Source organism: Streptomyces sp. WAC 06738, from assembly GCF_003945505.1.
Taxonomy (GTDB): Bacteria; Actinomycetota; Actinomycetes; order Streptomycetales; family Streptomycetaceae; genus Streptomyces.
This window is the reverse complement of record NZ_CP029618.1, coordinates 7,262,106-7,281,645: the sequence shown is the minus strand read 5'-3', so window position 1 is coordinate 7,281,645 and position 19,540 is coordinate 7,262,106. Positions and strand designations below refer to the sequence as shown.

The window sequence follows — 19,540 nt, the reverse complement described above, 5'->3', positions numbered from 1 at the left end:
CGACGCGCCCGCACACGGGCTCACGGGGCGGCCGGGGGGATGTTCTGGTTGAGGTGGAAGACGTTGTGCGGGTCCCAGATGCCCTTCAGCGCCGTCAGCCGGGCCAGCTTGGCGGCCGGGAAGGCGCGGCGGATGCCGCGGTGCCCGTCGTCGGCGGTGAGGGAGTTGACGTAGACGCCGTTCGCGTACGGGGCGAGCGCCGAGCCCGCGGCGCGGGCGGCGGCCATCCGGGCACCGTCCTCGGCCTCGTCCGTCCAGCGCGATCCGGCGCCGAACTCGAACATCGTGCCGCGGTGGCTGAACGCCGCGTCGGCGTCGGGGACGTCGGCGATGGCGCCGCCGTGCGCCTGCAGCCCGACCCCGGGCAGGCCGGCACCGCAGCCGGCACCCCGGAGGTCCTCCGCCCCGCGCAGCAGGAACCGCTCGATGGCCGCGGCCGGGAAGTCGCGCAGGTAGTGGGCGGCGGAGTAGCGGCGGTAGGCGTGGCCGCCGCTGGAGTCCAGGCTGGACTGCAGCTCCAGGTACGACGGCGTGGTGATCCGCGTCGCGGCCGGCCGGCCGAGCGCGCGGAACGCCGGCAGCAGCCGCCGCCCGCGCTCCGGGTCGCCGACCCACACGAACCCGACGGTGGCCACCGGGCCGCCGCCCGCCGGGCCGTCGGCGACGGAGGCGGAGAAACTCGCCTCGCGCGGTGCGACGGCGTTCAGATCGCGCCAGCCCTCCAGCACCGGCACGGCGTCCTCGGCGGGGAAGTCGAACTCGGCGACCAGCGTCCGCGTGCCCGTCCGGTGCAGGCGGAACTCGAACTCGGTGACGACGCCGAAGTTGCCGCCGCCCCCGCGCAGCCCCCAGAACAGCTCCGGGTGCTCGGTCCTGCTCGCCGTCACGATCCCGCCGTCCGCGGTGACCACGGTGTACGACTCGACGTTGTCGCACGCGAGCCCGTACTGCCTGGCCAGCCACCCCATGCCGCCGCCGAGGGTGAGCCCGCCGACACCCGTGTGCGAGACGTTCCCCGCGGTGGTGGCGAGGCCGTACGGCTGCGTGGCCCGGTCCAGCGCGCCGAGCAGCGCGCCGCCCTGGACGCGGGCCCGCCGCCGCACGGGGTCGACGCGCACGCCGCCCATGGGGGTCAGGTCGATCATCAGGCCGTCGTCGGGAACGGCGAAACCGGCCACGTTGTGCCCGCCGCAGCGGACGCCGATCTCCAGGTCGTGCTCGCGGGCGAAGCGCACCACGGCCTGCACGTCGGCGGCGCTCGCGGCCTGGACGATCATCCGCGGCCGGCGGTCGACCATGGCGTTCCAGACGGTACGGGCGGAGTCGTACCCGGCGTCGCCGGGGGCGAGGAGCCGGCCGTCGAGGCGGGCGGCGAGGCCGGCGAGGGAGTGTCCGGTGCGGGTACGGGTGTGTGTCGCTGTCGTCATGCCCCGAGCCTGACGCGGATCGGTACCCGCGGTAAGGTCCGATTCCATGCCCCGTATTCGGACCAATTCCAGCACAGCCGAGGATCTGCTCATCGAGCTGGACCGGGACCGCACCCGCGCCGAGCCGCTGCACCGGCAGGTCGCGGCGTCGATCCGGGAGAGCGTACGGGCCGGCCGGCTGCGGCACGGCGCGTCGCTGCCACCCACCCGCACGCTCGCCGCCGGCCTCGGGGTGTCGCGCGGGGTGGTGGTCGAGGCGTACCAGCAGCTCGTCGCCGAGGGCTATCTGACCAGCCGTGCCGGCGGCTACACCCAGGTCGCACTGGAGCAGGGCGGGACGGCGGACGGCGGACGCGAGGCGGCTCCCGCCGCCCCCGCGGGGGCGCAGGGCGCGGCACTCACCGTCGACTTCGGGTACGGGCACACCGACGTCTCCACGTTCCCCCGCGCCGCGTGGCTGCGCTCGGTGCGTACCGTCTTCGCCGCCACGCCCAACGAGCGGTTCGCCTACCTCGACGGCCGCGGCGTCCCCGAGCTGCACCAGGCCCTGGCCGATTACCTCAACCGCGTCCGCGGCACCTCGGCCAGCCCCCGGCACACCGTGATCTGCAGCGGGTTCGGCCAGGGCGTCTCCCTGCTCGTCCAGGTCCTCGCCGCCCGGGGCGCCCGCCGGCTGGCCGTGGAGGACCCGTCGCCGGACGACGACGCCCGCCCGCTGGCCGCCGCGGCCGGGCTGGACGTCGTGGGCATCCCGGTCGGTCCCGACGGCATCCGCGTCGAGGAGCTGGAGAAGGCCGACGCCGACGCCGTGGTGCTGACGCCTTCGCACCAGTGGCCGACCGGCGGGGTGCTGTCCGCGGCGGCCCGCGCGCGGGTGATCCGCTGGGCGCAGCGGCGCGGTGCGCTGGTGATCGAGGACGACTACGACGCCGAGTACCGCTACGACCGCGCCCCCGTCGGCGCCATCCAGGGCCTCGCGCCCGACCACGTCGTCTACTGCGGTACGGCGAGCAAGACCCTCGTACCCGGGCTGCGCCTCGGCTGGATGCTGGTGCCGCCGCACCTCGTGGACGACGTGGCCCGGGCCAAGCTGCTCGCCGACCGCGGCTCGTCGGTCATCGACCAGTTGACGTTCGCCGACTTCCTCGCCCGCGGCGAGTTCGACCGCCATCTGCGCCGTATGCGGCCCGTCTACCGCCGCCGCCGCGACGCCCTGCTGGCGGCGCTCGACGCCCGACTGCCGGAGCTGGTCCCGACCGGGGTCGCGGCGGGGCAGCACGTGGTGGCGTGGCTGCCGCCGGACCTCGACGAGGCGGCGGTCGTCGCCGCGGCCGCCCGCCGCGGCGTCGCGCTGCGCGGCGTCGCCCGCTACCGCCTCGACCCGGCCGGGCCCGGCGGCCTGATCTTCGGCTACGCGACGCTCTCCGAGCGCGCCATCGCGGCGGGCATCGCCGGCCTGGCCCGCGCGGTCACGGACGTCCGCGGCCCACGGGGCGCCGCCACGTAGGCCGCCACCGCGTTTGACCTTGTCGCGACGTCAGCGTTTCTCCTGGTGACAGCGGCCGGCGCGGCCGGCCACCGTCTCCGAGGAGGAACTTCATGGGTACGTCTCCCAGCCACAGCCCCGGCCGGGCCGCCGTCGAACTGCTGCGCGACGCGTTCGCCGCCCTCAACCGGAAGGACCTCGACGCGGGCACCGAGATGCTCACCGAGGACTTCGTGATCAACATCGCGGGGATGCCGTTCCAGATGCACGGCCGTGACGCCTGGCGGCAGAACGTGTCGGTGATGCGCGCGGCCTTCCCCGACTTCCGGGTCCGGATCGAGGACATCTTCGGCTCGGGCGACCGCGTCGCGGTTCTGCTCACCATGCGGGGCACGCACCAGGGCGAGTTCCGCGGCATCCCGGCCACCGGCCGGCGGGTGGAGTACACGAGTGCGGAGCTGTACCGCGTCGCGGACGGCAGGATCGCCGAGGAGTGGATCTACTCGGACACGGAGACGCTGATGCGGCAGCTCGACGGGGCCGGCGCCCCGGACGCGTAACCCCTCGCCCTCCCTGCCCGGGAGCCCGTCGGCCCGTTGTGCTACGCCTGCTGGGCCGGCTTCCTGAGCACTTCGGTCAGGGCCGAGATGCTGTGCTCGGCGTGGCCGGCCGCGGCCGCCCTCGCCACCAGGTCGTGCAGCGGGGTGAGCCAGGCGGTGTCGACGTTCGTCTCCCTGGTCAGTTCCTCGTCGTGGGCCGCGCCCGCGACGAAGAGGCCGACCGAGGAGGCGGCATCGCTGTAGTCACCGCTGTCGATTTCCCTGGCGTAGACAGGCAGCAGGGACTTGATCATGTCCAGCCACTTTTCGCTGAACCGCACCATGCTCGCCGCCTCCAGCCCTCGGGCCCGGAGGGCCGCGGCGCCCTGGAAGAAGCCGGTGAGCGCGGGCAGCAGCATGGCGCCCACGGCCATCTCGTACAGCGCGGCGAGGTCGGTCTCGTCCCCGAGATGGACGGTATCGCCGCCGAGCACTTTCAGCGTCTTCTCGTACTCCTCGAAGACCGTTCTGTCGCCGCTGTAATACAGCAGCGTGTCCGGCGCTCCCACGGCGGCGGGCACATTCTTCACCGCCCCGGCCAGAAACCGGGCGCCGCGGCCGGTGGCCCACGAGTGCAGGGCGCGGGCGCCGGCGGGCGACCCGCTGTTCAGGGTGACGAGGGCGCGCCCGGAGAGCGCCGCCGCGGCCGGCTCAAGGGCGGAGCGCGTGTCCTCGAAGGTGGTCAGGCAGGTGATGACCAGCGGGCTTGCCCCGACCGCGCGCTCCACCTCCGGGGCATGGACGGCTCCCCTGGCCACCAGCGGTGCCGCCTTTGCGGGAGTGCGGTTCCACACCGTCGTCGGGTGTCCGGCGTCGGTGAACGCTTCGGCCAGGGCCCGGCCCATCGCCCCCAGCCCTACGATCGTCACGGGTGTGCGGTTCTCCGCGGGCATGCGTCACTCCCTGAGTGGTCGGATGTGTGGGAAATCGCGCCTCGAATTCCGTCGCCGGCGCGGCACCTTCTATCCTGGGCCGCCACGCACATTCCCTCAAGTACCGACAATTCTGTTGGGTACCCACACTTTTGTCAGGGAGCATCGATGGCCAAGCGGACGTATATCTGCGGGCTCGACGCCGCCATCGCGGTCATGGGCGGGAAGTGGAAAGGGCTGATCCTGTTCGCCCTCGGTGAGGACGGGCCCCTGCGCTTCGGGGAGTTGAGGCGATCGGTGCCGGGCATCAGCGAGAGGATCCTGATACTTCAGCTCCGGGAGATGGAAGCCAGTTCCCTGGTGCACCGCGAGGTTTATCACCAGGTTCCGCCCAAGGTGGAGTACTCGCTGACCGAGTTCGGCAGTTCGCTCAACGCGGCGCTCGCGCCGCTCGGCGCGTGGGGCGAGGAGCACATGGAACGTATCGAGGCCATCCCCTAGCCCGCGGGGGCCGGTGCCCCGGGGCGCCGGGCGCCGGACGGGCCGTTAGCATCTGCGTCACTCAACGGGGGTGACGCGGTGATCGAGACGTTGTTCCGTACCGAGGACGTGCCGGCGGAGGACCGGGGGGAGGCGTTGCGCGAACACCTGTCCCGGCTGCACGCGCCGCTCGACCTGGCCGGCGGCCCCGTCGCCGACTACCACGCCGAACTCCGCCTGCTGAGGCTGGGGAACGCGTTCGTGTGGCCGTCGGTCTTCGGTCCCGTCGAGGTCCGGCGGACGCCGCGGCTCATCCGGCAGTCCGACCCGGAGGTGTTCCACCTCTCCATGATCGTCAACGGGACGGTGGGGGCCCACATGGACCGGCGGGACTCGGTGTTCGGACCGTACGAGTTCCGCACCAACCACTCCTCCCGCCCCGTCGACATCCGTACCGGGATCCGCGGGGACGTGGTGGAGGCCGTCAGCGTCGACGTGCCCAGCGCCCGGCTGGCACTCTCCCCCGACCGGGTCGACCGGGTGCTGGGCCGCAAGATGACCGGGCGCGCGGGGATCGGCTCCTTACTCGCCGGCTTCCTCACCAGCCTGACCGCGGAAAGCGGTGCGTACACGGCCGCGGATCTCCCCCGGCTCGAAACGGTGCTGGTCGACCTGCTGTCCGCGCTTCTGGCCCATGAGACCGAGGCCGAGGACCGGCTTCCGCCGGAGACCCGCTCCCGGACCCTGGCCCTGGAGATCCAGTCGTTCATCCGGCGGCGGTTGCACGACCCCGAGCTGACCCCCGGGGCCGTCGCCGCCGCGCACCACATCTCGCCGAGCTACCTGCACCGCCTCTTCCGGACGCACGTGCCCGGAGCCACGGTCGGCGGCTGGATCCGCCGTCAGCGCCTGGAACGGGCCCGGCTCATGCTCGGCGATCCGGCGCAACGGGCCCTGCCCGTCCACCTGGTCGCGAGCCGCTGCGGGTTCGGGCACCACGAGGTCTTCACCCGCGCGTTCTGCGCGGCCTACGGCCAGACGCCCCGCGACTACCGGCAGGCGGCCCTCACCCGTACGCCCCCCGCATCCCCGCCGGAGGCGAAGCCGGCGACCGACGCCGGCCGCGGCTGAGGACACGTCGGCCGGTGACGTCCGCGAGCGCCCCGCCTCTCGGCACGACCCGCCCGCGTCTGGCCGCTACGCGGAACCGGCCGCGTAGCAGGTGGCCGGGTCTTCGGTCGTGGCCGGCACGGTGGCGGCGATGACGGCGTCCAGCGCGTCCCGCGCGGCCGGCAGGCCCGCCACGGCCTCGTCGATGCGGTCACGCTCCCGGTTCAGGCCGGACAACATGCCGGGACGGCCCGGCGGGCCGCGGGCGTCCCCCTGATCCGGGACCCGGCTGCCGGTTTGCGATCGTCCCACCACCGCGTACGTCCTGACGGCCGGCACGGATCGCGTCACCCGTGTCCGTCCTCCGGGAGCCTCCCCCGCGCGTCACCCCGAACGCTTCGCGCCGACGGGCGCAAGTACGGGGTGAGAACGCCAAACAGGGAGGCGACGTGGAATCCGATGAAGAGCTGCTGAGCCGGGCGGCGGAGGACCCAGAGGCTTTCGAGCCGCTCGTCGCCCGGCACGCGAAGGCGCTGCACGGCTACTTCGCCCGGCGGGCGTCCGACGCCGCGGACGACCTGCTCGCCGAGACGTGGCTGCGGGCGTACTCCGCACGGGCCGGCTTCGACGCCGCCCGGGGCAGCGCCCGCGGGTGGCTGTTCGGGGTCGCCAGGCACGTACTGGCGCACCACTGGCGGGCGCCGGGGGCGCACGGGTCAGCGGCGGCCCAGGCGACGCTGGCCGGGGACACGGCGATCGACCCCTGGCACGCGGTGGACCAGCGCCTCGACGCCATCGCCGTCGCCTGGTCGCTGCGCGCCCGGCTGGCCGCCCTGCCGCCGGTGGAGCGCGAACTGCTGCTCCTCGTCGCCTGGGAGGAACTCACCCCGGTGGAGGCCGCGGCCGTGGTCGGTATACCCGCCGGCACGGCCCGCTCCCGCCTGCACCGGGCCCGGGCCCGGATGCGCGGCACGCTCAGCAACTCGCAGTGACCCCCGCGGACGGCACGGGGTGCCCGGGCCCGCCCGGCACCCGACGGCGATCACGACCCGGTAGGGGACGACGAACAGGAGACCTCTTATGAACATCCACGACGAACAGCTCGACTTCCCCGGCGCGGCCGAACTGGCCGAGGCCGGCCGGGTGGACCCGCCCGGCGCCGACGTCGTCGCCGCGGCACGGTCGGCGCTCCGCGAAGCGGTGCGGCAGGACACCGGCCCGCGGCCGGCGGAGTCCCCCGCGGCCGGCAGGCGCCGTCCCGCCCGGCGCCGGAAGATCCTCCTCGCGGCCGGCGCCGTCGCCGCCGCGACCGCGGCGGCGGTGGTCCTCCCGGTCGTCGCGCTCGACGGCGGCGCGCCCCCGGCGGACGCCTCGGCCGCCGGGTTCCTCAACAGCATGGCGGACCAGGCCGCCGCCGAGGGCTCCGGCGCCGCCGCGTACTGGAAGATCCAGACGAAGCACGTGCGCTACGACGGCTCGCGCGAGGAGCAGTCCGTGGTCCTCAGCCCCACCCACGTGGGCGCGAAGCCCCTGCGGATGACCTGGAACGTCGGAGAGGGGGAGGTCGACTGGGCGGGCCTCGCCGGCCTGCCCACGGACCCGGCGGCGCTGCGTGCCGCCCTCGCCGAGGGCGCCGAGGGCGCCAGGGCGGAGAGGCAGGTCCGCGACCAGGTGGAGCACCTGCTGACGTTCTCCCCCGCACCCGCCGAACTGCGCGCCGCGCTCTACCAGGTCCTGGCGGACTCGCCCGGACTGGAGCTGGCGGGTCCCGCGCAGGACAGCGAGGGCCGCACCGGCATGAAGATCCTCTTCAAGACGCCCACGTACGGCAACCTTCCGCCGGCGCAGACCCAGTGGATCGTCGACGAGGAGAACGGCCAGGTTCTCGAGACGGCGGAGATCGCCGAGGAGGACTTCCCAGGGCAGAAGGACTGCGAGCCCTCGGCAGGCGCCGACACCGAGTGCCTTCCCGCGTACGAAGCCGGCGACGTCATCGACCGGGAGACCTACCTCTTCAACGGTCCGGTCCCGGCCCCGGACCGGACCGGCACCGACTGACCCCCGCCACGACCGGGGCTCGAACCAGGCAGTGCCGCCGTGATCCCCTCGGCGGCCCTGCCGTCTCCCGCGGTCTCTCCCCTAGGATGACGAACGTGCGACCTGCGGAGATGCCCGGGGGTTCGCCCCGTCGGCCGCGACACCGGGACGGGGATCCCGACCGGTACGAGCCGGAGACGCCGGGAGTCACGGCGGACGGCAGGATCGAGACCGCCCTGCGCGTCGCCCAGCAGTACTACCTCCAGCGCGCGACCATGGGCGCCATCGCCAAGGAGCTGGGGACCTCGCGTTCCACGGTGTCCAGGCTGCTGAGCTACGCCAGGGACGCCGGGCTGGTGGAGATCCACATCCACCGCCCCCAGCCCCGGGTGGATGTGGTGGAGCGGCGGTTGCGGGAGCGGTTCGGCGTCCGGGCCCACGTGGCCCGGGTCCCCGCCGCCGCCACCAACGTCGAGCGGCTGGAGCTGACGGCCATCCAGGCCGCCCGGGTGATCAACTCCGTCTTCGACTCCGACATGGTCATCGGCCTGTCCTGGGGCACCATGGTCAACGCCATCAGCCGGTGCCTGATCCCGAAGCCGATCCACAACTGCCAGTTCGTGCAGTTGAACGGCGCCGGCAACTCGCGGGCCACCGGCACCCATTACTCCCACCAGATGTTCTCGGCGTTCGGCGCGGCCTTCGACGCCGTCGTCCAGCAGTTGCCCGTACCGCTCTTCTTCGACTCCGCGGAGACCAAGCGGGCGCTGTTCCGCGAGCGCGTGGTGCGCAGGGTCACCGAGTTGCAGCAGACCGCGGACGCGGCCCTGTTCAGCGTGGGAACGGTCGCCGACGGGATGCCGAGCAGTCCCTACATGGCCGGCTACTTCCTCGACGAGTCCGACTTCGCCTCCCTCGCCGAGGACGAGGTGGTCGGCGACATCGCCACGGTCTTCATGCGCGCCGACGGGAGCCATCACGGGGTGCGTCTCAACGAGCGCACCAGCGGCCCCGACCTCGACCGGCTCCGGGACGTGGGCCACCGGATCTGCGCCGTCTCGGGCGACCACAAGATCGATGCCCTGCGCGCCGCCCTCGCCGGGGACTACGTCACCCAGTTGGTGATCGACGAGAGCACCGCCGTCCTCCTGCTCGACGGCCCCGCCGCGCCGTCCGTCTGACCGCAGCGCCCCCAACTCCCCACCCGCGCACCGCAGGTGCCGTACGCGCTGGTCAGACGCACGATCGCGTCACGGTGCACATGTGTGCAGAGCACTGGTGAAACGTGCACGGCAGCAGGCATGGTGGCGGGCACCACCGGGCCCGCGAGCCGCCGGAAGAAGCGGGCCCCTCTCCCGTACCCCCTGTCACGGAGGTCTGTTCACCATGCCCAGCCACACGTACACCCGTCAGCTCCCGGTGGGTGAGCCCACCGACGTCCTCGTCGTGGGGAGCGGGCCCTCCGGTCTCGGCGCGGCGCTGGCCGCCGCCCGCAACGGGGCCTCGGTCCGTCTCGTGGAGCGGTTCGGGTTCCTCGGGGGCAATCTGACCGCCGGTCTCGTCGGCCCCTGCATGACCTCCTTCTCGCTGGACGGCACGGTCCAGCTCGTCCGCGGGATCTTCGACGAGTTCGTACGGCGCATGGTCCGGGTGGGCGGCGCGGTGCACCCCTCCGAGACCCGTTCCGGCAGCCCGTACTCGGGCTTCATGGTCTACGGGCACGAGGCGGTGACCCCCTTCGACCCGGAGGCGGCCAAGATGGTCGCGCTCGACATGTGCGAGGAGGCCGGGGTCGAGCTGCTGCTGCACACCTTCGTCGCCGATGCCCTCACCGAGGAGCGCCGGGTGACCGGTGTGGTGGTGGGCAACAAGAGCGGCCTCGGCGTGCTCCCCGCCACCACGGTCATCGACTGCACGGGGGACGGGGACGTCGCCGCCCGCGCGGGGGCGGGCTTCGACCTGGGCCGGGACGGGGACGGCCGGATGCAGCCGATGACCCTGTTCTTCCGGGTGGGTGACGTCGACGACGACGCGGTACGGGCCTATCAGGACGCGCACCCCGACGAGCGGTTCCCCTTCCAGGGGCTGGTGGAGGAGGCCGGCGCGGACGGCTCCTTCACCCTCCCCCGCCGGGGCATCCAGTTGTTCAAGACCCTGGAGCCGGGGGTGTGGCGCATCAACACCACGCGGGTCCTGGGACTGGACGGCACCGACGCCGGCGACCTCACCACCGGTGAGATCACGGCCCGCCGCCAGGTCGTCGAGCTGATGCGGTTCTTCCGCGACCGGCTGCCGGGGATGCGGAACTGCAAGCTGCTCGACACCGCCGCCACCATCGGCGTCCGGGAGACCCGGCGCGTACGGGGCGAGCATCTCCTCACCCTCGACGAGCTGACCTCGGGGCGGAGCTTCGAGGACACCATCGCGGTGGCCGGCTATCCCGTCGACATCCACAGTCCGACCGGGCCGAACGGCCCCTTCGACGACGGCATCCCGCCCACCGCCAACATCTACGAGATCCCCTACCGCAGCCTCGTCCCCCGGGACCTGGACAACCTGCTGCTGTCGGGGCGGTGCGTCTCGGCGACCCACGAGGCACTCGCCGCGATCCGGGTCATGCCCCCGTCCTTCGCGATGGGCGAGGCCGCGGGGGTCGCGGCCGCCCTCGCCCGGCGCGACGGGGTGCTCCCCCGCGCCGTCGACGTGCCCGAGCTCCAGCGCCTGCTCCTCGCCCAGGGCGCCTACCTGGGCCCCCGTTTCGAGTCCGCCGCCCTCCGCTGACCGTGCCGCTCCGGCCGGCACACCCTGAACGAAGGGACACGCCATGATTCGTCGCGTTGTGAGCGCCAGCACCGTGGGCACCGCCCTGGAGTGGTACGACTTCATGCTCTTCGGTACCGCCGCCGCGCTGGTTTTCGACGAGGTCTTCTTCCCCGGCCACGACCCGATGGTGGGGACGTTGTCCGCCCTCGGCACGTTCGCCGTCGGCTTCTTCGCCCGGCCGTTCGGCGGCCTCCTCTTCGGCCACTACGGGGACCGGATCGGCCGGAAGAAGGTCCTGGTGATCACGCTCTGCCTGATGGCGGTGGCCTCCACCCTCATGGGCGTGATCCCCGGTTACGACAGCATCGGCGTCGCCGCCCCCGCGCTGCTGGTGTTCCTGCGCATCCTCCAGGGACTCGGCGCCGGAGCGGAGTACGCCGGCGGGGCGCTGATGGCGGCCGAGCACGCACCGCCCGGCAAGCGCGGCCTGTACGCGGCCATTCCGCCCACCGGCAACGGGGTCGGCGTCATTCTGGCCGCCGCCGTCTTCACCCCGTTCACCATGCTCCCGGACGACCAGTTCACCACCTGGGGCTGGCGGATCCCCTTCCTGCTCAGCATCCTGATCCTGCCGGTGGGCCTGTACATCCGTATGCGCGTGGCCGAGACACCCGCGTTCGACCAGACCAGAGAGCAGGGCGAGCGGACGCCGACGCCGGCTCTGGACCTGGCCAGGAACGAGCCTCGGACGCTGCTGCGGTGTCTGCTCGCCAACATCGGCCCGAACGTCGCGACCTACGTGCCGAGCGTCTACGCCCTCACCTACATCGAGGACGACCTGGGCATGGCCGCCAGCGTCGGCACCATCGGGCTCCTCATCGCCAACTCGGTGAAGGTGGTCACCCTTCCGCTGTCCGGGGCGCTCTCGGACAGATGGGGCCGGAAGCCGGTCTTCGCGTCGGGAGCCGTGCTGTGCGCCCTTCTCGCCTTCCCCTTCTTCTGGCTGCTCGACACCGGCCACTCCTGGGTGGTGTGGATCGCGATGACCCTCATGCTCACCTTCGCCAACGATCTGATGCTCGGTGCCCAGGCGGCGATGCTCCCCGAGCAGTTCGACACCCGCGTGCGGTACACGGGCGTAGCGGTGAGCAGGGAGTTCGCCGCCGCGATCGCGGGAGGCACCCTGCCGTTCATCGCGGCCGCCCTCACCGCGGCCACCGGCGGCACGTGGGCGCTCTCCACGCTGATGATCTTCATGTGCGTGCTCTCGCTCATCGGGGTCTCCGGCCTACGGGACGGCCGTGAGCTCTCCTTCGTCGAGGAAGGCCCCCGGCTGGACAAGGCGCCCGCCTCCGCGACCTAGGGCCCGTCCTTGAGGACCCGGCGGCCGTCGGGGCGGCGATGGGTGTGGCCGGACTCGTCGAGGGTTTCCAGGAGGGGGATCGCGACGCGACGGCTGACGGCGAGGGCGCGGGCCACCTCGCCGACCGTGAACGGCTGGGGCAGCCCGGCGAGTTCGCGGGCCGCACGGCCCACGGACCCGGCGGGGAGGTGGACGGTGCCCACTCGTTCCAGCACGCCGCGGCGCACCAGGAGGCTCAGCGCCTCGGCGTCGAGGCCGAGTTCGTCCAGACGCCGGCGGGTCGGGGCCTGGAACGGGGCGGACCGCAACTCGTCCAGCAGCCGCTCCAGACCGGCGGCGACCGCGGCGGGCAGCCGGTCCGCCTCCTCCGCGCGGTACAGCCTGCCGTCGCGCAGGATCAGTCCGGCGCCGGCCACGGCGGCCAGCCCGGCCAGGGCGATGTCCGGCGGCAGCGCGAGGAGCTGGCGGGCGCGGGCGACCGGCAGCCCCGGGTCGGCGGGGTGGGCCCCGGCGTGTTCCTTCACCGCCGCGGCCAGGGCGGCGGCCAGCCGTTCCGCGTGCGCCCGGTCGAACAGCCAGCGTTCGCCGTCCGCGTCCACGGCGTAGCCCTGCGCGGCGAGCCGACCGCGGTCGCCCAGGCCGACGGCGGCCAGCCGAACGGCGGGGTCGGCCGGCTCGGCGATGCCGGCCAGCAGGCGCGCGCGGGTGGCGGCGGCTCCCCTGCCGGTCAGCGGGGGCGGCTCCGGGTCCAGCACGGTCGCGCCGGCCAGCAGCCGGGAACCCGGGTCGCGCAGCAGCAGCCGGTCGCCGACGTGGAGCGGCAGCGGCGTGCGCAGGGCGAGGCGGGCGGTATCGAGGCCGAGCGGCCGCAGCCGCGCGCTGGTCGCGGCGGTGCCGCAGTGGACCAGGGGTTCGGCCGGCAGCCGGGGAGGTGCACCGCCGTCGTCCGTCCCGCCCGCCGGTTCGTAGCGGATGTCCACGAGGTCCGTGGTCCACCAACGCCCGGGGGTGAGCAGCGCGTTGCCCCTGCGGACCTGATCAGCGGCGATGCGGCGGAGGTTGACGGCGACGCGGGCGGGGCCGGTCACCCGGGGAACGGCCTGGCCGAGGCTGTGCAGGCCGCGCACCTGCACGGCGCGGCCGGCGGGGGCGAGGTGCAGGGTGTCGCCCTCGGCGAGGGTTCCGGCGGTCAGGGTGCCGGTGACGACCGTGCCGGCGCCCGCCACGGTGAACGCCCGGTCCAGCCAGAGCCGTACGGGGGCCGCCGGATCGGGCGGCGGCCGGGCGGCGGCCAGTGCGTCGAGTTCGCGGAGAAGCCGGTCGAGCCCCTCGCCGGTACGGCCGCTGACGGCGACGGCGGGCGCGCCGGCGAGGCCGGTGCCGGAGGTCCGTTCCGCCGCCTCGGCGAGGGCCGGCGCGGGATCGGCGAGGTCCGCGCGGGTGACTGCCAGCAGCCCGGTGCGTACGCCGAACGCGTCGAGCGCGGCGAGGTGTTCCGCGGTCTGCGGGCGCCAGCCCTCCTCGGCGGAGACGACCAGCAGCACGGCGGGCGCGGTGGCGATGCCGGCGAAGGTGGTGGCCAGATAGCGGTGGTGGCCGGGCACGTCGACGAAGGCGAGGGCGCGCCCGCCGGGTGCGGTGGTCCAGGCGAAGCCGAGGTCGAGGGTGAGGCCGCGCCGCCGCTCCTCGGCGAGCCGGTCGGGGTCGGTGCCGGTGAGGGCGCGTACGAGCGTCGACTTGCCGTGGTCGACGTGGCCCGCCGTCGCGATCACCAGGCCGGGTGCCCCGGTCACGCCTCCTCCGGCGGCGGGGCCGCCGCGGCGAGGACGGCGGCGAGCAGTGTCGCGTCGTCCTCCTCCGGAACGGTCCGCAGGTCGAGCAGCAGCCGGTCGCCGTGGACGCGGCCGACGACGGCCGGGTCGCCGGTGCGCAACGGCACGGCGAGGGCGGCGGGCAGCGCGACGGCGGCGCTCGGCAGGGTGACGCCGGGTGCTCCCCCGCCGCCGACCCGGGCCTCGCTGGGCACCGCCTCGGCGGCGACGCCCCGTCCGGCGAGCCCGGCCGCCAGCGTCCCGGCGCGGGCGGCGAGTTCGGCTTCGCGGACGGCCAGGGCCCGTGCCACCGGGGGTTGCGGACCCAGAACGGTGGCCTCCAGCGCGGCGAGTGTCAGTTTGTCGACGCGGAGCGCGCGGGCCAGCGGGTGGGTGCGGAGCCGTTCGACGAGGTCGCGCCGGCCGAGCAGCAGGCCCGCCTGGGGACCGCCGAGCAGTTTGTCGGCGCTGGCGGTGACCAGCCCCGCGCCCTGGTCGAGGGAGGTCGCGGCGTCGGGCTCGTCCGGCAGCGCGGGGTGTGGCCGCAGCAGGCCGGAGCCGATGTCGTGGACCAGCGGTACGTCCAGGGTGGCGAGCCGGGCGACGGGCACGGAGGAGACGAAGCCGGTGGTGAGGAAGTTGGACGGGTGCACCTTGAGGACGAGGCCGGTGCCGGGGCCGACGGCGCGCGCGTAGTCCTCGAAGTGGGTGCGGTTCGTCGTGCCGACCTCGACCAGCCGGGCGCCGGTGCTCTCCAGCAGTTCGGGGAGGCGGAAACCGTCGCCGATCTCGACCAGTTCGCCCCGGCTGATGACGATCTCGCGGCCCCCGGCGAGGGCGGTGGCGGCCAGCACCAGCGCGGCGGCGTTGTTGTTGACCAGATGGACGGCCTCGGCGTGGGGGACGGCCTCGGCGAGGGCGGCCAGCGCGCCCCGCCCCCGCCGGGCACGTCGTCCGTCGCCGAGGCCGAACTCGACGTCGGTGGGGCCGGAGGCGGTCCGCAGCGCCTCGGTGGCGGCCGGGGAGAGCGGCGCGCGGCCGAGGTTGGTGTGCACGACGACGCCGGTCGCGTTCACCACCGGGCGCAGGGAGGTGGCGCTCCGGGGCAGGGCGGCGACGGCCGCGTCGGCGGCCTCTTCGGGGGCCAGCCCGCCGTTTCGTACCCGGTGCTGCGCCTCGGCGACCGCGCGCCGGACCAGGGTGCGCCCGAGCCGCCGTGCGGCATCCGCGAGCCGGGGGTCGGCGAGCAGCGCGTCGGTACGCGGAACGCGGCGCCTGGTGTCCGTCAACGCCGGCCTCCCCGGTGGCGTCCCAACAGCGTCGGAGCTTCTGGCGGAGGCGTATGGGAATCGAACCCACCCGGCCGGGGTGCCCGGCCGCATCGGTGTTGAAGACCGTGAGGGCCACCAGGCACCCGCCCGCCTCCGGCAGGGAGTCTACGTCCCCGCCCGGCGCCCCCTGTCCCCTGTCGGCGCAGGGGAGTTCGGGCGTAACGTCCGGCGGATGACCGTGCGACTGACCCAGTACGCGGCCGGCGGTGGCTGCGCCTGCAAGATTCCCCCCGGCGAACTCGACACCCTCGTCTCCTCGCTGAGCCTGACGGGCAGCCGCCCGGAGGACCCGGCCGCCGAACTGCTGGTGGGCCTGGAGGGCGGCGGAGACGACGCCGCCGTGGTCCGCCTCGACGATGAGCGGGCCATCGTCACCACGGCCGACTTCTTCACGCCCGTGGTGGACGACGCCTACGACTGGGGCCGGATCGCGGCGGCCAACGCGCTCTCCGACGTCTACGCGATGGGCGGCGCCCCGTGGGCGGCGGTCAACCTCCTCGCCTGGCCCGGGGACACGCTGCCGATGGAGCTGGCCGCCGAGGTGCTGCGGGGCGGCCGCGACGTGGCGCACGCGGCGGGCTGCCAGGTCTCGGGCGGCCACAGCGTGACCGATCCGGAGCCCAAGTACGGGATGTCGGTGGTGGGGATGGTCCACCCCGGGCGGATGCTGCGGCTGGACGCGGCCGAGCCGGGGCGGGCGCTGACCCTCACCAAGCCGCTCGGCAGCGGGGTGCTCAACGCCCGGCACAAGGCGACCGGGGAGGTCTTTCCCGAGGCGGTGGCCGTGATGGCCGCGCTCAACCGGGACGCGGCGAGCGCGGCGGTGGCCGCGGGCATCCGGGCGGGCACGGACGTCACGGGATTCGGGCTGCTGGGCCACGCGTACAAGCTGGCGCGTGCGTCCGGCGTGACGCTGGCGATCCACGCGGCGGCCGTCCCACTGCTGGCGGGGGCCGGGCAGGCGGTGGCGGACGGCTTCGTCAGCGGCGGCACCCGGCGGAATCTGGCGTGGGTCGGGCCCTGGGTGGACTTCGGCGCACTCCCGGAGGTGGAGCGGCTGTTGCTGGCCGACGCGCAGACCTCGGGAGGGCTGCTGCTGACCGGCGAGGTGCCGGGGCACCCGGTGATCGGCGAGGTGCTGCCGACCGGCGAGTCGCCCGTGGTGGTACGTGCCTGACAGTGCGGCTTTGGCCCGGACCGCCGCCGGGCGCGGCGGCTCACGGCCACCCCGGAAAGGCGATCGGCGTTGTATGTACACCGTCATTCTACCCGGGTAGAGTTGACCGCCGGTCAGCGCAGCAGGCTCCGCACACCGTTCCACGGGAGGACCACGTGGCGTCATCCACCGCCGTCGAGCACCGCGCGCTGGACGGAAGCGCGTACCGCCTCGCCGCCGACCTCGACCTGACGCGGCCCGCGACCTCCGTCGTCGAGGTGATCGCCGACGGCCGTCTCCACGAACTCACCGCCGGGCCCGCCGACCTGGCCGAGGCGGTGGCCGCGTCGCTGGGGATCACCGAGTTCGACAGCGAACTCTCCTTCCAGGGCGGCACGTTGCGTACCGCCACCACCAGTGAGTACGACGCCCAGTCGCAGCAGGTGGAGAACCCGACGCTCGTGGTCTGGCAGGGCCGGCGGTTCAGCCTGATCACCCGGCTCTACCGGGCCGCGCTCACCGACGTGCTGCTGCTCCTGCGCACCCTCGGCATCGCCGAGCACTCCGACGGCATCACCCTCACCCCGGACGCCGCCGCCGGCACCCGCCTGGCGCGGCCGGCCACGGTGCTCAAGGAGGTCCCGGCGCTCGGCCTGGTCGAGATGAGCCGGCCCACCCGCGAGCACACCGTGCAACTACCGCCCTGGCAAGGCGCGTCGGTCGCCTCGGGCGAGCTGTTCCGCGACTCGCTCTCCGACGGCCGCCCGTTCTTCGTGCTCTCCGGCGAGAGGGTGTGGGCGACCATCGTGCCGCTGGCCGACACCACCGCCGACCGCGTTCCCACGCTGGTCGACGGGCTCGACCTGCGGGCCGTGGGGTGACGTCGCTGATCGCCGCCACGGCGACGGGCGTGGTGCTGCTGGCGCTGCTCGCGGGCGCCGCCTCCCATCTGAGCCGGCCCGCCGCGCTGCCCGGCGCGCTCACCGCCCACCGGCTGCTGCCGCGCCGCGCCGTGGTACCGGCCGCGCGGGCGGCCACGGCGGCCGAGGGCCTGCTCGCCGTCGCCGGCACCGCCGCGCTGCTCGCCGGCCACCGCGCCGCGCTCGCCGCCGTGCTCGGCGCAGCCGCGCTGGTCTTCGCCTGCTACGCCCTCTATACCGGCTACGCCCTGGCGGCCGGGCGCGGCGGCCCCTGCGGCTGCTCCCGCTCGGACGTGCCCCTCAGTTCCTGGGTCGCCGGCCGGGCCTGGGCTTTCGCGGGACTGGCCGCCGTCGGCGCCGCGCTGGCGGCGGGGACCGGCGACCCGCCCGGGGGCCGGGCCGAGTGGACCACGGCGGCGCTGGCCGCCGTCGCCCTGGCGGTCCTGCTCTGGGTGCTGCCCGCCGCCATGGGCCGGCCCGCCGCGACCACACCCGCACCGGCCCGCAGCGGCACCGCCCCCGCCGTCGAAGGAGGCCACTGACCGTGGACTTCACCACCAGCGCCCTGATCCTCTCCTGGGTCGCCATCGCCCTGCTCGCCCTCGTGGTGTCCGGGCTGGTGCGGCAGGTCCACCAGCTCTCCCGGGGCGCGGTGGTCCGCTCCCCCGGGCGGCTGGGCGTCACGCCGGGCAGCTCCGCGCCGCACGCGGACGAGCTGCTGGCCGCGGACCGCGAGACGCTGCTGCTCTTCCTCAGCGCCGAATGCCGTACCTGCGCCGAGGTGCTGGCGGCGGCCGGCCGCCTCGACGGGCCGACCGCGGTGCGCGCCGTCTACGCCGGTGACGCCCCTCCCGCCACCGAGGCCGGCGTGCCGGTCACGGAGAACCGGCCCGACCTCTTCACCGCCTACGACGCGATCGCGACGCCGTTCGCCGTGCTCGTCGGCACCACCGGGCGCGTCGTGCGCAGCGAGCCGCTCGGCTCCGCCGACGCGCTGGGCGACCTGGTCGCCGCAGCCCCCCACCACACCAGTCAGCCGAGGAGCGCGTGATGACCACCCTCGACGATGTTCCCCAACTGCGCCGCTCCGGCGCCGCCGACCGGCCCGTCCGCCGCCGGAGCACCTCCTCGCTGCCGAGCCTGGCACCCCGGCGGCGTACCGTGCTCCAGTCCGCGACGGTCGTGGGCTTCGCCGCCCTCGGCGTCTTCGGGGCGGCCAGGGAGGCGTACGCCGACGGCTACGACATCTGGGAGGGCGCGTGCCCCTCCTACGCGTCGACGCACGACTGCTCCCCCGGCTGCGGCCCGAGCACCGTGCACGCCGCCGCCTGTGAGACGAGCGGCCCGCACGAGGGCTTCCACCGCAACGACGGCGTCACCTGGACCCTGCGGCCCAACCAGTGCTACTCCGGCTCCTACGACGGCTGGCTGTGGGCGTTCAGCGGCGCGTGCGGCGCCTGCGGCTGCGGCATCGAACGGCGCTGCCACGACGGCTACTTCAACTCCGGCTCCGGCTGGGTGCGTTCCATCTGCCGCTGGACCACCGACTGCGGCTGCGAGGGCGCCATCACCTGGCCCACGCTGCGGGACGGCTCGCGCGGCCCGGACGTCTACACGGCCCAGCACCTCCTGGGCTTCCACCGGTTCCCCACCGAGCCGGACGGGATCTTCGGCCCCGATACCGCGACCGCGGTAAGCGGCTTCCAGGAGGCCAACGGGCTGCGGGCGACCGGCACGGTCACCGCGACCACCTGGACCCACCTGGTGGTCACCGTCCGGCAGGGCGACTCCGGCGCCGCCGTCAGCGCCGCCCAGCGCCAGCTCGTGAAGCACGGCTACCCGCTGACCGTGGACGGCGCGTTCGGCGCGCTCACCGCGACCGCGACCCGGGAGTTCCAGCGCGGGGCCGGGCTGACCGTCGACGGGATCGTCGGCCAGCAGACCTGGCGCACCCTCGTCGGCGGGGCGTGAGTTGGCCCGGATCGGTACCGGACCGGCCAGACCGGCATGGCGCGGCCGGCTGACCGACCCGGCGGTGCCGATGCTCGCGCTCAGCAGCGGTGCGGTGGCGGCCGGCTGGTACGGTCCCCTGCTCACCTGGGCGATCCTCGGCGGGCTGGCCGGCTACTCGCTCTCCGGCTCCGTTTGAACGCGGAACAGCGCGCACGCGCTGGCCTCGCCAGGT

20 protein-coding genes and 1 tRNA gene are annotated in these 19,540 nt (G+C 74.5%); 15 read left to right on the top strand and 6 right to left on the bottom strand.

Features of this window, described 5'->3' with window-relative positions; genetic code table 11:
* Positions 1-20: 20 nt before the first annotated feature.
* Positions 21-1,427 (bottom strand): FAD-binding oxidoreductase, encoded by a 1,407-nt coding sequence (locus DMB38_RS31700; RefSeq protein ID WP_125938032.1) that lies wholly within the window; start codon positions 1,425-1,427, stop codon positions 21-23.
* A gap of 46 nt (positions 1,428-1,473) precedes the next feature.
* On the opposite strand from DMB38_RS31700, the gene DMB38_RS31695 reads away from it, so the two are divergent.
* Both DMB38_RS31695 and DMB38_RS31690 read left to right on the top strand, forming a co-directional pair.
* Complete coding sequence (locus tag DMB38_RS31695) at positions 1,474-2,934, top strand: PLP-dependent aminotransferase family protein (RefSeq protein ID WP_125938031.1); 1,461 nt, start codon at positions 1,474-1,476, stop codon at positions 2,932-2,934.
* A 92-nt stretch (positions 2,935-3,026) separates the two neighbouring features.
* Positions 3,027-3,473 (top strand): ester cyclase, encoded by a 447-nt coding sequence (locus DMB38_RS31690; protein WP_125938030.1) that lies wholly within the window; start codon positions 3,027-3,029, stop codon positions 3,471-3,473.
* Between the two features lie 41 nt (positions 3,474-3,514).
* On the opposite strand, the gene DMB38_RS31685 is transcribed toward DMB38_RS31690, so the two are convergent.
* Positions 3,515-4,405: an NAD(P)-binding domain-containing protein gene (locus tag DMB38_RS31685; RefSeq protein WP_125938029.1), complete on the bottom strand. Its 891-nt coding sequence runs from the start codon at positions 4,403-4,405 to the stop codon at positions 3,515-3,517.
* A 147-nt stretch (positions 4,406-4,552) separates the two neighbouring features.
* Between DMB38_RS31685 and DMB38_RS31680 the strand changes: the two genes are divergently transcribed.
* Together DMB38_RS31680 and DMB38_RS31675 are read left to right on the top strand one after the other, a co-directional pair.
* The gene (locus tag DMB38_RS31680) at positions 4,553-4,885 is read left to right on the top strand and encodes a helix-turn-helix domain-containing protein (RefSeq protein WP_125938028.1); all 333 of its coding nucleotides are present in this window, start codon (positions 4,553-4,555) and stop codon (positions 4,883-4,885) included.
* A 78-nt stretch (positions 4,886-4,963) separates the two neighbouring features.
* Positions 4,964-5,995 carry an AraC family transcriptional regulator gene (locus DMB38_RS31675; RefSeq protein ID WP_240662571.1) on the top strand — a complete coding sequence of 344 codons (1,032 nt, stop codon included), beginning with the start codon at positions 4,964-4,966 and terminating at the stop codon, positions 5,993-5,995.
* 66 nt (positions 5,996-6,061) lie between these two features.
* Here the strand turns inward: DMB38_RS31675 and DMB38_RS31670 are convergent, their stop codons facing one another.
* Positions 6,062-6,214: a hypothetical protein gene (locus DMB38_RS31670; protein ID WP_240662570.1), complete on the bottom strand. Its 153-nt coding sequence runs from the start codon at positions 6,212-6,214 to the stop codon at positions 6,062-6,064.
* A 209-nt stretch (positions 6,215-6,423) separates the two neighbouring features.
* Here DMB38_RS31670 and DMB38_RS31665 point away from each other — a divergent pair, with 209 nt between their 5' ends.
* From DMB38_RS31665 to DMB38_RS31645, 5 genes are all read left to right on the top strand, one after another.
* Positions 6,424-6,966, top strand: a complete 543-nt coding sequence (locus DMB38_RS31665; protein WP_125938027.1) for an RNA polymerase sigma factor — start codon at positions 6,424-6,426, stop codon at positions 6,964-6,966.
* Between the two features lie 88 nt (positions 6,967-7,054).
* On the top strand, positions 7,055-8,032 hold the full coding sequence (locus DMB38_RS31660) for a hypothetical protein (RefSeq protein ID WP_125938026.1): 978 nt from the start codon (positions 7,055-7,057) through the stop codon (positions 8,030-8,032).
* Positions 8,033-8,127: 95 nt separating this feature from the next.
* Positions 8,128-9,192 carry a sugar-binding domain-containing protein gene (locus tag DMB38_RS31655; protein WP_240662569.1) on the top strand — a complete coding sequence of 355 codons (1,065 nt, stop codon included), beginning with the start codon at positions 8,128-8,130 and terminating at the stop codon, positions 9,190-9,192.
* Positions 9,193-9,397: 205 nt separating this feature from the next.
* A complete protein-coding gene (locus DMB38_RS31650; protein ID WP_125938025.1) occupies positions 9,398-10,792 on the top strand; it encodes an FAD-dependent oxidoreductase in 1,395 nt (464 codons plus the stop codon).
* A gap of 58 nt (positions 10,793-10,850) precedes the next feature.
* Positions 10,851-12,137, top strand: coding sequence for an MFS transporter (locus tag DMB38_RS31645; RefSeq protein ID WP_125938024.1), 1,287 nt, complete (start codon positions 10,851-10,853; stop codon positions 12,135-12,137).
* Here DMB38_RS31645 and DMB38_RS31640 read toward each other — a convergent pair.
* The 3 genes from DMB38_RS31640 to DMB38_RS31630 all read right to left on the bottom strand — a co-directional run bounded on the left by DMB38_RS31640 (position 12,134) and on the right by DMB38_RS31630 (position 15,374).
* The gene (locus tag DMB38_RS31640; protein ID WP_206337776.1) at positions 12,134-13,930 is read right to left on the bottom strand and encodes a selenocysteine-specific translation elongation factor; all 1,797 of its coding nucleotides are present in this window, start codon (positions 13,928-13,930) and stop codon (positions 12,134-12,136) included. The two genes, DMB38_RS31645 and DMB38_RS31640, sit on opposite strands and share 4 nt — an antisense overlap.
* The gene (selA, locus tag DMB38_RS31635; RefSeq protein WP_125938023.1) at positions 13,927-15,237 is read right to left on the bottom strand and encodes an L-seryl-tRNA(Sec) selenium transferase; all 1,311 of its coding nucleotides are present in this window, start codon (positions 15,235-15,237) and stop codon (positions 13,927-13,929) included. Before selA ends, DMB38_RS31640 begins: the two co-directional genes overlap by 4 nt.
* A 41-nt stretch (positions 15,238-15,278) precedes the next feature.
* Positions 15,279-15,374: transfer RNA gene (locus DMB38_RS31630), tRNA-Sec, on the bottom strand.
* Between the two features lie 77 nt (positions 15,375-15,451).
* On the opposite strand from DMB38_RS31630, the gene selD reads away from it, so the two are divergent.
* The 6 genes from selD (at position 15,452) to DMB38_RS36305 (ending at position 19,504) form a co-directional block, all read left to right on the top strand.
* On the top strand, positions 15,452-16,456 hold the full coding sequence (selD, locus tag DMB38_RS31625) for a selenide, water dikinase SelD (RefSeq protein ID WP_125938022.1): 1,005 nt from the start codon (positions 15,452-15,454) through the stop codon (positions 16,454-16,456).
* A gap of 155 nt (positions 16,457-16,611) precedes the next feature.
* Positions 16,612-17,316, top strand: coding sequence for a hypothetical protein (locus DMB38_RS31620; RefSeq protein ID WP_125938021.1), 705 nt, complete (start codon positions 16,612-16,614; stop codon positions 17,314-17,316).
* A complete protein-coding gene (locus tag DMB38_RS31615; RefSeq protein ID WP_125938020.1) occupies positions 17,313-17,897 on the top strand; it encodes a MauE/DoxX family redox-associated membrane protein in 585 nt (194 codons plus the stop codon). The genes DMB38_RS31620 and DMB38_RS31615 overlap by 4 nt, the downstream gene beginning before the upstream one ends.
* A gap of 2 nt (positions 17,898-17,899) precedes the next feature.
* Positions 17,900-18,406, top strand: a complete 507-nt coding sequence (locus tag DMB38_RS31610; protein WP_125938019.1) for a hypothetical protein — start codon at positions 17,900-17,902, stop codon at positions 18,404-18,406.
* On the top strand, positions 18,406-19,326 hold the full coding sequence (locus tag DMB38_RS31605) for a peptidoglycan-binding protein (protein ID WP_125938018.1): 921 nt from the start codon (positions 18,406-18,408) through the stop codon (positions 19,324-19,326). Before DMB38_RS31610 ends, DMB38_RS31605 begins: the two co-directional genes overlap by 1 nt.
* Before the next feature lies 1 nt (position 19,327).
* Positions 19,328-19,504, top strand: coding sequence for a hypothetical protein (locus DMB38_RS36305; RefSeq protein ID WP_164716149.1), 177 nt, complete (start codon positions 19,328-19,330; stop codon positions 19,502-19,504).
* Positions 19,505-19,540: the final 36 nt, after the last annotated feature.

Bases quoted from the DNA above. Each gene is read 5' to 3' on its own strand.
- DMB38_RS31650 (WP_125938025.1), top strand. From the start codon at position 9,398: ATGCCCAGCCACACGTACACCCGTCAGCTCCCGGTGGGTGAGCCCACC.
- DMB38_RS31700 (WP_125938032.1), bottom strand. From the start codon at position 1,427: ATGACGACAGCGACACACACCCGTACCCGCACCGGACACTCCCTCGCC.
- DMB38_RS31680 (WP_125938028.1), top strand. From the start codon at position 4,553: ATGGCCAAGCGGACGTATATCTGCGGGCTCGACGCCGCCATCGCGGTC.
- DMB38_RS31695 (WP_125938031.1), top strand. From the start codon at position 1,474: ATGCCCCGTATTCGGACCAATTCCAGCACAGCCGAGGATCTGCTCATC.
- DMB38_RS31690 (WP_125938030.1), top strand. From the start codon at position 3,027: ATGGGTACGTCTCCCAGCCACAGCCCCGGCCGGGCCGCCGTCGAACTG.
- selD (WP_125938022.1), top strand. From the start codon at position 15,452: ATGACCGTGCGACTGACCCAGTACGCGGCCGGCGGTGGCTGCGCCTGC.
- DMB38_RS31685 (WP_125938029.1), bottom strand. From the start codon at position 4,405: ATGCCCGCGGAGAACCGCACACCCGTGACGATCGTAGGGCTGGGGGCG.
- DMB38_RS31605 (WP_125938018.1), top strand. From the start codon at position 18,406: ATGACCACCCTCGACGATGTTCCCCAACTGCGCCGCTCCGGCGCCGCC.
- DMB38_RS31660 (WP_125938026.1), top strand. From the start codon at position 7,055: ATGAACATCCACGACGAACAGCTCGACTTCCCCGGCGCGGCCGAACTG.
- DMB38_RS31670 (WP_240662570.1), bottom strand. From the start codon at position 6,214: ATGTTGTCCGGCCTGAACCGGGAGCGTGACCGCATCGACGAGGCCGTG.